General features: G+C 72.2%; 11 protein-coding genes. 7 read left to right on the forward strand and 4 right to left on the reverse strand.

The window, feature by feature from the left end; all coding sequences use genetic code 11:
* Window positions 1-1248: a Gfo/Idh/MocA family protein gene (locus HCN51_RS53850; protein WP_168021555.1), complete on the forward strand. Its 1248-nt coding sequence runs from the start codon at window positions 1-3 to the stop codon at window positions 1246-1248.
* Between the two features lie 81 nt (window positions 1249-1329).
* Here HCN51_RS53850 and HCN51_RS53855 read toward each other — a convergent pair whose 3' ends face one another.
* Window positions 1330-1923, reverse strand: coding sequence for a TetR family transcriptional regulator (locus tag HCN51_RS53855; protein ID WP_168021556.1), 594 nt, complete (start codon window positions 1921-1923; stop codon window positions 1330-1332).
* Between the two features lie 68 nt (window positions 1924-1991).
* Here HCN51_RS53855 and HCN51_RS53860 point away from each other — a divergent pair, with 68 nt between their 5' ends.
* Complete coding sequence (locus HCN51_RS53860) at window positions 1992-2765, forward strand: alpha/beta hydrolase family protein (RefSeq protein ID WP_346434150.1); 774 nt, start codon at window positions 1992-1994, stop codon at window positions 2763-2765.
* 6 nt (window positions 2766-2771) lie between these two features.
* Here the strand turns inward: HCN51_RS53860 and HCN51_RS53865 are convergent, their stop codons facing one another.
* From HCN51_RS53865 to HCN51_RS53875, 3 genes are all read right to left on the reverse strand, one after another.
* Window positions 2772-3881 (reverse strand): 5-methyltetrahydropteroyltriglutamate--homocysteine S-methyltransferase, encoded by a 1110-nt coding sequence (locus tag HCN51_RS53865; RefSeq protein ID WP_168021557.1) that lies wholly within the window; start codon window positions 3879-3881, stop codon window positions 2772-2774.
* A gap of 2 nt (window positions 3882-3883) precedes the next feature.
* On the reverse strand, window positions 3884-5308 hold the full coding sequence (locus HCN51_RS53870; protein ID WP_240974195.1) for an acyl-CoA synthetase: 1425 nt from the start codon (window positions 5306-5308) through the stop codon (window positions 3884-3886).
* 89 nt (window positions 5309-5397) lie between these two features.
* Complete coding sequence (locus HCN51_RS53875; protein ID WP_346434151.1) at window positions 5398-6189, reverse strand: PaaX family transcriptional regulator; 792 nt, start codon at window positions 6187-6189, stop codon at window positions 5398-5400.
* A 102-nt stretch (window positions 6190-6291) separates the two neighbouring features.
* On the opposite strand from HCN51_RS53875, the gene HCN51_RS53880 reads away from it, so the two are divergent.
* Genes HCN51_RS53880 through HCN51_RS53900 form a run of 5 tightly spaced genes read left to right on the forward strand, consistent with a single transcriptional unit; the run spans window position 6292 to window position 10761 of the window.
* On the forward strand, window positions 6292-7482 hold the full coding sequence (locus HCN51_RS53880) for an ABC transporter substrate-binding protein (protein ID WP_168021560.1): 1191 nt from the start codon (window positions 6292-6294) through the stop codon (window positions 7480-7482).
* Between the two features lie 7 nt (window positions 7483-7489).
* Window positions 7490-8245, forward strand: coding sequence for an ATP-binding cassette domain-containing protein (locus HCN51_RS53885; protein ID WP_168021561.1), 756 nt, complete (start codon window positions 7490-7492; stop codon window positions 8243-8245).
* Entirely contained in the window at window positions 8242-8901 is a 660-nt protein-coding gene (locus tag HCN51_RS53890; protein ID WP_080041746.1) for an ABC transporter ATP-binding protein, read from the forward strand. The genes HCN51_RS53885 and HCN51_RS53890 overlap by 4 nt, the downstream gene beginning before the upstream one ends.
* A gap of 22 nt (window positions 8902-8923) precedes the next feature.
* Window positions 8924-9784 (forward strand): branched-chain amino acid ABC transporter permease, encoded by an 861-nt coding sequence (locus tag HCN51_RS53895; protein WP_168021562.1) that lies wholly within the window; start codon window positions 8924-8926, stop codon window positions 9782-9784.
* Window positions 9781-10761 carry a branched-chain amino acid ABC transporter permease gene (locus HCN51_RS53900; protein ID WP_230465472.1) on the forward strand — a complete coding sequence of 327 codons (981 nt, stop codon included), beginning with the start codon at window positions 9781-9783 and terminating at the stop codon, window positions 10759-10761. The genes HCN51_RS53895 and HCN51_RS53900 overlap by 4 nt, the downstream gene beginning before the upstream one ends.
* The last annotated feature ends 94 nt before the right edge of the window (window positions 10762-10855 follow it).

A 10855-nucleotide genomic window follows, 5' to 3' on the forward strand; every position in this document is an offset into this window, starting at 1 on the left:
ATGACTGAGGTGACTCTAGCCGTCGTCGGCGGGGGCCTGCGAGGGCTGACGTACGCGCGCCGCGCCCACGCCACCGGCGCGGGACGGGTGGTGGCGGTGGCCGAACCCGACCCGGGGCGGCGGGCGGCGTTCGTGGCCGAGTTCGGGATCCGGCCCGAGCGGGCCTACGACGACTGGAAGGCGCTCGCCGCCGCCGGGCGGCTCGCGGACGCGGCCGTCATCGCCACCCACGACCGGCTGCACACCGACCCCGCGGTGACGCTGGCGGACCTCGGTTACCACATTCTCCTGGAGAAGCCGATGGCGACGGACGAGGAGGAGTCCGTCATGATCGCCGACGCGGCCCAGCGCAACGGCATCATGCTGGCCGTCTGCCACGTGCTGCGGTACACGCCGTACACGCGGGTCGTGAAGGAACTGCTGGACTCCGGGCGGATCGGGCGGCTCGTCAGCGTCCAGCACCTCGAATCGGTGGGCTGGTGGCACCAGGCGCACTCCTTCGTGCGCGGGCACTGGCGCCGCCAGGACACCTCCGCCCCCATGCTGCTCGCCAAGGCGTGCCACGACATCGACTGGCTCGTCCACCTGTTCGGCCGGCCGCCCGTGCGGGTGTCGTCGTTCGGCTCGCTGTCCCACTTCCGCGCCTCGGAACGCCCCGCCGGCGCCGCCGACCGCTGCCTCGACTGCCCCCTCGAACCCACCTGCCCGTACTCGGCCCCCCGCCTCTACCTCGGCTGCCTCGGCGACCCGGACAGCGAGTTCTGGCCCCTGTCCGCGGTCACGCCGGGCCGCACGGAGGAGGCGGTGCTGGAGGCGCTGCGCACCGGCCCCTACGGGCGGTGCGTGTACGCCTGCGACAACGACGTCGTGGACCACCAGGAAGTCGTGATGGAGTTCGACGACGGGGCCACCTGCTCGTTCACCATGAGCGCGTTCACCCCGCTGGAGCACCGCCGCACCCGCCTGTTCGGCACCCACGGCCACATCGACGGCGACGGGCTCAGCCTGCGCGTCGTCGACTTCCGCACCGGCGCCGAGGAGACTCTCCACACCCAGGACCTCACGGGACCCTCGGCGGCGGACGGGCACGGGGGCGGGGACGAGGGGCTGACGGACGCCTTCCTCGCCGCCGTCGCCACGGGGGACGCGTCGCTGCTGCGCTCGTCCGCGACCGAAAGCCTCATGACGCACCGCGTCGTCTGGGCCGCCGAACGCGCCCGCCACACCGCCTCCGTCGTCACCCTCTGACCTGCGCCCGCCCGCCTCCCCTGAAGGACCGCAACCGGCTACGGCTCCGCACGGGCTGAGGTTCTTCAGGGGCGGCGGCCGTTACGGGGCGGGGCGGGCGGCCGCGAGGAGGGTGAGGGCGGCGTCGCGGGCGAGGCGGGCCGCGTGCCGGGTGCCCGGGTGCTGGTCGGCGACGACGGTGCACCCCGTCACCAGGACGAGCCACTGCCGGGCCAGCGCCCCGGGATCGGCCGCCCCCGCCCTGGTGGCGATCCCCGCGAGCAGGGCGAGCCGGCGTTCGAGGTGCCGCCCCGCGAGGTCCAGCTCGGGCGCCCCGTGATGCTGGGCCCCGGCGTTGAGCAGCGCGCAGCCGCGGAAGGCGGGCTCGGCGTGCCACTCCGCCAGCGCGTCGAACACGGCGGTGAGCTGGTCGGCCGGGTCCGCCCCCGCCGCCTCCACGGCCGCGGCGAGCCAGCGCGTCACCCGTTCGCTGCGGGCTTCGAGCACCGCCTCGATCAGGCCCTCCTTGGAGCCGAAGTGCCGGTAGAGCGTTTCCTTGGAGACGCCGACGGCGGTGCACAGCTCGGCCACGCCGACGCCGTCGAGGCCGCGCTCGTACAGGATCGGCATGGCCGTGTCGATGATCGCGGCCCGGGTGCGGTCGGGGTCGAGGGTGCTTCCCTTCGGTACAGGCACCCCTAGATGGTACTCATCGGTTCGATCCCTGCTATCGTACCGATCGGTTCGATCTGAGGAGGAACATCGTGCGAGCCGCTACCCCCGCCGTGACGTTCGAGAGCGGCGGCGTGACCCTCGCGGGGCTGCTGCACCTGCCGGCCGGCCCGGGCCCGCATCCCGTCGTGCTGCTCCTGCAAGGCTTCCCCGGCAACGAGCGCAGCCTGGACCTGGCGCAGGCGCTGCGCTCGGCCGGCTACGCCGCCATCGCCTTCCACTACCGCGGCTCCTGGGGCATGGAGGGCACCTGGTCCTGGGCGAACGTCCTGGAGGATGCCGCCACCGTGGCCCGCGCGGTGCGCGCGGAGCCGTTCGCGGCCCGCCACCGGCTCGATCCGGGCCGGCTGGCGCTGTTCGGGCACAGCGCCGGCGGGTTCGCCGCGCTGATGACCGCCGCCGCCGACCCGTCCATCCGCGCCGTCGTGTCGGTGTCGGCCTTCGACTTCGGTACGGTGGCCGCCTCCCTCGACGCGCGGACCCGCGCCGCCTACGTCGAGGACTGGGACGGCGAGCTGCTGCCCCTGCGCGGCACCAGCGGCGAGGCGCTGGTGGCGGAGATGGAGCGGGCGGGCGCGGCGTGGCGCCTGGCCGGCCTGGCGCCACGGCTGGCGGGCCGGCCGGTGCTGCTGATCGGGACGTCGCAGGACGCCGTGACACCGGCGGCCGTGCACCACCGGCCGCTGGTGACGGCGTACTCAGGAGCGTTGCTCGACCATCACGAGTGGGCCACCGACCACGCCCTGTCCGATCACCGGCAGCGGCTCATCGAGACGGTGCGCGGCTTCCTCGACGGCCACCTCTGACGGAGCTCAGCCCCACACCTCCTCGGCCGTCTCGACGATCAGCCGGAGCTTGGCGAACTGCTGCTCCTCCGTCAGCTCGTTCCCCTCGACGGTGGAGGAGAAGCCGCACTGCGGCGACAGGCAGAGCTGGTCGAGGTCGACGAACTTGGCCGCCTCGTCGATGCGCCGCTTGAGCGCGTCCTTCGACTCCAGCTCGCCCCGCTTGGTGGTGACGAGCCCGAGCACGACCATCTTGCCGGGCGGCACGAACCGCAGCGGCTCGAAGCCGCCGGACCGCTCGTCGTCGAACTCCAGGAAGAACCCGTCCACGTTCAGCTCGTTGAACAGCGCCTCCGCGACGAAGTCGTAGCCGCCGGAGGCGACCCAGGAGGAGCGGAAGTTCCCCCGGCACATGTGGGTGGTGATCGTCATGCCGGCCGGCTTGGCGGCGAGGGCGGCGTTGATCTGCTTGATGTAGCGCAGGTGCAGGTGCTCGGCGTCGTCGCCGCGCTCGGCCAGCTCGGCCCGCTGCGACGGGTCGTTGAGGTAGGCGAGGCTGGTGTCGTCGAACTGCAGGTAGGTGCAGCCGAGCGCGCCGATCCTGCGGACCTGCTCGGCGTAGGCGGCGCTGAGGTCGCGCCAGAACTCCTCGACGTCCGGGTAGACGCCGGGGTCGATGGAGGCGGGCCCGCCCCGGTAGTGGACCATGCTGGGCGACGGGATGGTCAGCTTGGGCACCACGCCCTCGCCGACGGTGTCGCGCAGGAAGGCGAAGTCGTCGGCGAAGATGGGCTCGCTGAGCCGGATCCGGTCGTGCACGCGCAGCGCGGCGGGGGTGAACTCGATGTCGCCCTGCTGGTTGTGGAAGCGGACGGTGATCTGCTCGTCGGCGGCCTGGCCGATGCCGTCGAGCTGGTAGATGAAGTCCATGTGCCAGGAGGCGCGGCGGAACTCGCCGTCGGTGGCGCTGCGCAGGCCGGCGTCGCGCTGTTTGCGCACCACGTCCCTGATCGCCGCGTCCTCGGCCTCGCGCAGCGCGTCGCCGGTCAGTGTCTCGCGGGCGCGCAGCAGCTCGGCCGGGCGGAGCAGGCTGCCGACGTGGTCGGCGCGGAAGGGCGGTGTGGTACGCGTCGTCATGGTCATCCTCCATAGAGCTTTCTCAGCGGGGCCTTGAGGAGCTTGCCCGCCGCGTTCTTAGGCAGTTCAGGCACGAATTCCAGATATTTCGGGACTTTGTAGCGGGCCAGGCGGCCGTCGAGGTGCTTCAGCAGGTCGTCGGGAGAGGCGGTCACGCCGGGGCGGAGCACCACCAGGGCCTTGCCCACCTCGCCCCACTTCTCGTCCGGCACGCCGATCACCGCGCACTCGGCGACCGCGGCGTGCTCGTACAGGGCGCTCTCCACCTCGGCGGGATAGATGTTCTCGCCGCCAGAGATGATCATGTCCTTGACGCGGTCGGAGATGCGCACGTACCCGTCCTCGTCGGCGACGCCGATGTCCCCCGAGCGGAACCAGCCGTCGTCCGACAGCACCTCGGCGCTCTCCTCCGGCCGCCGCCAGTAGCCGGGCATCACGTTCGGGCCCTGCACGTACAGCTCGCCCGGCTCACCGGGCGCGGCGGGCGAGCCGTCGGGCGCGACGAGCCGCACGTCGGAGAAGAAGCACGGCACCCCGGCCGAGCCGGCCTTGTCGCGCGAGCGGTCCGCGCCGAGGAACAGCGCGCCGGGCGCGGTCTCCGTCATGCCGTACCCCTGCATGAACGCCAGCCCGCGCTCCAGGTACGCCTGGATCAGCGGCTGCGGCACCGGCGCCCCGCCGCACAGCAGGTGCCGCAGGCTCGACAGGTCGGCGCCCGCCCAGCGCGGCGAGGTGGCGAGGAACTGGAACATCGTCGGCACCCCGGCGATCAGCGTCACCCGCTCGGTCTCGATCAGGTCGAACGCGCGCTCCACGTCGAACGACGGCTCCAGGATGGCCCGCCCGCCCTTGAGCACGGTCGGCAGCAGCGCCTGCCCCAGCGCCGCGATGTGGAACAGCGGCGCCCCGATCAGCGCCACCTCGTCGTGCGCCAGCGGCACGTCCACGAGCAGGTTGACCGTGTTCCAGGTGAGGTTGGCGTGGGTGAGCATGGCGCCCTTGGGCCGGCCCGTGGTGCCCGACGTGTACATGATCAGGCACACGTCGTCCTGGCTCACGGGCTCGTCGATCGGCTCGGGCGAGCCCGAGACGATCAGCGCCTCGTAGTCGGCGGCCCGCAGGTGACGCCCCGGCAGCCCCTCGCCGTCCCGCTCCTCGCCCAGCACGAGCAGCACCGGGTCGGCGTCCTCCAGGATGAAGCGCAGCTCCGGCCCGGCCAGGCGGGTGTTGAGCGGCACGAACACGGCGCCGAGCAGCCCGGCCGCGAACAGCGTCTCCACCATCGCGGGCTGGTTGGCCCCGAGGAAGGCGACCCGCTCGCCGCGCCGCACGCCGAGCGCGGAGGCCAGCCTGTTCACGCGTTCGCGCAGGTCACGATAGGTGTAGTGGTGATCCTTGTACGACAGCGCGACCGCGTCGGGCGTCATGCGTGCCCTGCGCGCCGGCCACGAGCCAATCCCCTGATTACGCATTCGGCGACTCCCGGGACCCAAGTTAGGCCACTATGCGATTGCTGTCACCGTTCTGCCCAACTTTCGTCGGGAACGGTGTCGAGCAGCCCCGCCACGATCCTGGCCGCCTCGGGCCTGAACCGCTCGTGCAGCGTATGACAGACCCGCTGCGCCTTCTCGGCGGGCCAGTCGTGCGGCAGGTAGCGCAGCGGCAGCCGCGGGTCGGTCCTGATGATCTGCAGCCAGCCGGTGAGCAGCATCAGCGAGCGCGCCAGGTCGTCGGGCGCCTCGGGCGCCGGGTCGGCCCGGTCCCAGCGGCGCAGGAACGACCGGTAGCGCTCGCCCAGGCCGGCCAGGTCGTACGCCTCGCCGACGAGCGTCTGCATGTCGGTGGGCCGGCGCGGCTCGGCGGCGAACACCTTCACGCCCGCGCCCAGATCCTCGATCACCCCGGTGGCGTCCACCTCGCCGGGAGCGATCCACAGCCCGTTCTGCAACGGCCCGAACCCGGCCCAGACCAGCCGCGAGCGCAGCTCGTGCCGCTGCCGCTGCCACGACTCGGGCAGCGAGAAGCCGATCAGCGTCCACCTGTCCTCGTCGGCGTCGTTGACCACGCCGCTGTGCCAGATGCGCCGCTCGCCGTCCCTTAACACCTCGTCGCTGGTCGGGGTGAGACCGAAGTACATGCGCCGGCCCGAGCGCTGGCGCCGCAGCAGCCCGCGCCGCACCATCCGGGTCAGCGTCGAGCGGGTGGCCTCCTCCGATATGCCCACCTTGCCGAACGCCTCGATGAAGCTCTGTGAGGAGACGCAGATCCCGCGACCGTGTACGTGGTCTCCGAGGAAGGTGAGAATCACCGATTGAGGCCGCATAACAGCTTGTCTCCGGATATTAGGCACTCTATTGACAGCCGTAATGTACCTGCCTACTTTTGGGGCCACCCGGCCCAGGAGGTCCTGATGCGCAGGTTTCTTCCGTCCCTGGTCTGCCTGTCCTTGGTGGTGACGGCGTGCGGCGGCGGGGGCGGGTCCGGCAACACCCCGCAAGACCCCGTCAAGGTGGGCCTCATCGTCTCCCTGACCGGCAACTACACGCCGCTCGGCAGCGAGGACAAGAAGGCCGTGGAGCTGGCCGTCGAGCAGGTCAACGCGCAGGGCGGCCTGCTGGGCCGCAAGGTGGAGCTGGTCACGCGCGACGACAAGACCGCCCCCGACCAGGGCATCGTGGCCTACAACCAGATCAAGGGCGAGATCGACGCGCTGATCGGGCCGGTGTTCTCCAACTCCGCGCTGGCCGTCGAGCCGCTCGCCCAGCGCGACAAGATGCCGTACCTGTCGCTCGCCCCGGCGCAGGAGCAGGTCGAGCCGATCAAGTCGTACATCTTCGTCACCCCCGCCCTGTCCAGCATGTACGCCGAGCGCTACCTGCAGTACATCCAGGCCGAGGGCATCAAGACGATCGCCGTGGCCTGGGACTCCAAGAGCGCGTACTCGGTCTCCGGCCACAAGTCCATGGTCGCGCTGGCCCCCAAGTACGGCGTCACGATCGCCGTGGACGAGCCGTACGAGACCACCACCTCCGACTTCAGCCCCATGTTCACGCACGTGCGCGACTCCAAGGCCGAGGCGCTGGTCTTCTGGGGCTCCGGCGCGCCGGGCGTGACGGCCGCCAAGCAGTACGTGGCCTCCGGGCTCAAGACGCCGCTGTTCCTGACGGCGTCGCAGGCCAGCAAGCTGTGGCTGGAGCCGATGGGCGCCCAGGCCGAGGGCATGACCGTGCAGAGCGCGATCGGCGTCGTCGGCGACCACCTGCCCGCCGGCAAGCAGAAGCAGGTCATCGACCAGATGGCCGGGCCGTACAAGCAGAAGCACGGCTACCCGCCGCCCCAGTTCGCGCAAGACGGCTACAGCGCCTCGCTGCTGCTGTTCGAGGCGATCAGGAAGGCGGGCAGCACCGACAAGACCAAGGTGCAGCAGGCACTGGAGACCATGGACCTGATCACCCCGAACGGCCGCTTCCGCTACTCCCCCACCGACCACTCCGGGCTGTCCCCCGAGTTCATCTCGGTCAACACGGTGAAGAACGGGCAGTTCGTCCCCACCGAATGGGCCAAGGAGCAGCTCACCAAGACCGTCAACGCGCAGGGGTAGGAGCCGCGTGCTGAATATCAGCGGGGTCTCCCGTTCCTTCGGGGGCGTCTACGCCGTCCGCGACGTCTCGCTGAGCGTCGCGGACGGCGAGGTCTGCGGCGTCATCGGCCCGAACGGCGCCGGCAAGTCCACCCTGTTCAACCTGATCACCGGGCACCTGGCCGCCGACCACGGCCGCATCTCCTTCCTCGGGCAGCGCGTGGACCGGCTCGCGCCGCACCGCAGGGCCCGGATGGGCATGTCGATCGTCTTCCAGGCGGCCCGCGTGTTCCGCGGCATGACGGTCGAGGAGAACGTCATGGTGGGAGCGCACGGGCACACGCGGGCCGGGTTCGCCGCGGCGGCGCTGCGGCTGCCCCGGCACCGGGCCGACGAGCGCGAGATCGCCGCCGAGGCCGCCGACGCCCTGGCGCGCGTGGGGCTGGCCGAATGGGCGGACCGGCCCGCCGACCTGCTGCCGATCGGCCAGCAGCGGGCGCTGCAACTGGCCCGCGCCCTGTGCGCGCGGCCCCGGCTCCTGCTGCTCGACGAGCCCGCCTCCGGGCTGCGCGCCGAGGAGCGCGAGCGCCTCGCCACGCTGGTGGAGGAGCTGCGGGCGGCCGGGCTGACGATCCTGCTCATCGAGCACGACGTGGGGTTCGTGACCCGGCTGGCCGACCGCGTCGTGGTGCTCGACCTCGGACGGGTCATCGCCGACGGCCCGCCCGCCGAGATCCGCTCCGACCCGGCGGTGCTGGCCGCCTACCTCGGACAGGCCTCATGATCGACGTCCAGGACCTGGTGGTCTCGTACGGCACCGCGACCGCGCTGGAGCACGTCACGCTCACCGTCGGCAAGGGCGAGATGGTGGCCCTGCTCGGCCCGAACGGCGCCGGCAAGTCCACCCTGGCCAACACGCTGGCCGGGCTGATCCGGCCCGCGTCCGGCACCGTGCGGGTCGGCGGGCGGCTCGCGCTCATCCCCGAGGGCCGCCAGCTCTTCCCCGACCTGACCGTCGCCGACAACCTCGCGCTGGGCGGCTGGCGCTCCGGGCAACGCGACCCGTCCCCCGTCTACGAGCTCCTGCCCCGCCTGGCCGAGCTGGCCTCCCGCCGGGCCGGGGTGCTGTCCGGCGGCGAGCAGCAGATGGTCGCCTTCGGCCGGGCCATGATGTCGCGCCCCGACGCGCTCGTCGTGGACGAGCTGTCACTCGGCCTCGCCCCGGCCGTCACCGCCGACCTCGCCGCGCACCTCGCCGAGCTGAACCGCACCCAGGGGCTGACCGTGCTGCTCATCGAGCAGAACGCGCGGCTGGCGTTCGAGCTGTGCCGGCGGGCGTACGTGCTGGAGTCCGGGCGGGTGGTCACCGGGGGCGACAGCGCCGAGCTGGCCGGCGACCCGCGCGTGGCCAGCGCGTACCTGGGCGGGGCGATCACATGAGCGGCGCCGGGACGGGGGCATCATGAGCGCTTTTCTGACCTATCTCCTCAACGGGCTCGCGGTCGGCTCGGCCATCGCGCTCATCGCCAGCGGCCTGGTCGTCATCCACCGCGTCACCGGCGTCGTCAACTTCGCGCAGGGCACGTTCGCCGTCGTCGCGGGCCTGTGCACGTCCTCGCTGCTCGGGCTGGGCGTCCCGCACGGGGTCAGCGAGGTGGCCGCCGTCCTGGCCGCGGCGCTGGCGGGCCTGCTGACCGGCCTCGCCGCCGTCGGCAGGCCCGGCACCAGCCCGCTGTCGTCCCTGATCGTCACGCTCGGCGTGGGCGTGCTCGCGTACGCGGTGGAGATCGTCCTGTGGGGCGACCAGCCGCGCTCGGCGCCCGGCCTGGCCGGCTCGGTGACGCTGGCCGGAGCCCGCATCCAGACCCAGCACCTGCTGGTCATCGGCGTCGCCGCGGCGGCCTTCGCGCTGCTCGCGCTCTTCTTCGGCCGCACCTACCTCGGCAAGGCCCTGACCGCGTGCGCCTCCAACCCGTACGCCGCCCGCGTCGTCGGCATCGACGTGCGGCGGATGGGGCTGCTGGCGTTCGCGCTGGGCGGGCTGCTCGGCGGCATCGCCGGAGTGCTCGTGACGCCGCTGCGGCCGATCTCGTTCGACACCGACGTCACGCTCATCGTCAACGGCTTCGCCGCCGCCGTCTTCGGCGCGCTCACCCGGCCCGTGGTCACGCTCGCCGGCGCGCTGCTGCTGGGCGTCGCCGAGACCATGGCCGCCGGCTACGGCTACGGCTCGCACCAACTGGAGGTCGCGCTGGGTCTCATGCTCGTCGTCATGATCGTGCAGGCCGGCCGCCGCCCGGTCATCTCCCAGGAGTCCGCGTGACCAGGCGCCTGGGGCTCGCCGCCGGGCTGCTGGTCGCCGCCGTCACGCTCGCCCTGCCCGCCGTCCTGGACGACAGCGCGCTGGCCGTCTACATCCTGCTCGGCCTGGCCGCCATGGTCACCGTCGGGGTGTCGCTCCTCATGGGGTACGCGGGCCAGGTGTCGCTCGGCCAGGGCGCCTTCTACGCCATCGGCGCCTACACCGCCGCCCTGCTCGCCCTCAACGGCGCTCCCCCGCTCCTGGGCCTGGTGGCCGCCCCCGTGGCCGCGGCGCTGTCGGCCCTGCTCATCGGCGTCCCGCTGCTGCGGCTGCGCGGCCACCACCTGGCCTTCGCCACCCTCGCCATGCAGCTCATCCTGCTGTCGCTGGCCGGACAGCTCGACTTCACCGGCGGCGACATCGGCCTCCAGGGCATCCCCCAGTTCTCTGTGGGCGCTTTCGAGGCGAGCAGCGCGTCCGTCTACGCGTACCTGACCTGGGCCGGCCTCGCCCTCGTCATGCTGATCACCCACAACGTCATCACCTCCCGCCCCGGCCGCGCCCTGCGCGCCCTGGCCACCAGCGAGATCGCCGCCGCCTCCGCGGGCATCCCCGTCGGACGCTACAAACTGGTCGTCTTCGCCCTCTCGGCCACCTTCGCCGGCCTCGCCGGCGGGATCTACTGCTTCTACACCGGGTACGTGGCGCCGGGCTCGTTCCCCGTGCTCATCTCCATCCAGTACATCGTGATGGCCGTGGTCGGCGGCCTCGGCACCATCTGGGGCGCCGTGGCCGGCGCCGCCGCGATCACCCTGCTGGTGCAGGGGCTCGACCGGCTGGCGTCGCTGCCGGGCATGCCGAGTTACGCGCCCAGCGTGCTGTCGTACGCGGTGTACGCGCTCGTCCTCATCGTGGTCGTCCTGTTCATGCCCCACGGCCTCGTCCCGGCCGTCTCCCGCCGTCTGTCGAGGAGGCGGGCGGAGGTCCCGTATCGGTGAAATCACCGGTCTCCCTTTAAGTCCTGACATCCGCGCGTAACACTGACGACGTGTCTCCTGACAAGCCTCCGTTACGCGGCCGGGGCGAGGAGGA

This window comes from Nonomuraea composti (assembly GCF_012034275.1).
Lineage (GTDB): Bacteria > Actinomycetota > Actinomycetes > Streptosporangiales > Streptosporangiaceae > Nonomuraea > Nonomuraea composti.

Excerpts from the sequence above, each read along its gene's own strand:
- HCN51_RS53895 (WP_168021562.1), top strand. The coding sequence starts at position 8,924 with ATGAGCGCTTTTCTGACCTATCTCCTCAACGGGCTCGCGGTCGGCTCG.
- HCN51_RS53850 (WP_168021555.1), top strand. The coding sequence starts at position 1 with ATGACTGAGGTGACTCTAGCCGTCGTCGGCGGGGGCCTGCGAGGGCTG.
- HCN51_RS53870 (WP_240974195.1), bottom strand. The coding sequence starts at position 5,308 with ATGACGCCCGACGCGGTCGCGCTGTCGTACAAGGATCACCACTACACC.
- HCN51_RS53865 (WP_168021557.1), bottom strand. The coding sequence starts at position 3,881 with ATGACGACGCGTACCACACCGCCCTTCCGCGCCGACCACGTCGGCAGC.
- HCN51_RS53880 (WP_168021560.1), top strand. The coding sequence starts at position 6,292 with ATGCGCAGGTTTCTTCCGTCCCTGGTCTGCCTGTCCTTGGTGGTGACG.
- HCN51_RS53890 (WP_080041746.1), top strand. The coding sequence starts at position 8,242 with ATGATCGACGTCCAGGACCTGGTGGTCTCGTACGGCACCGCGACCGCG.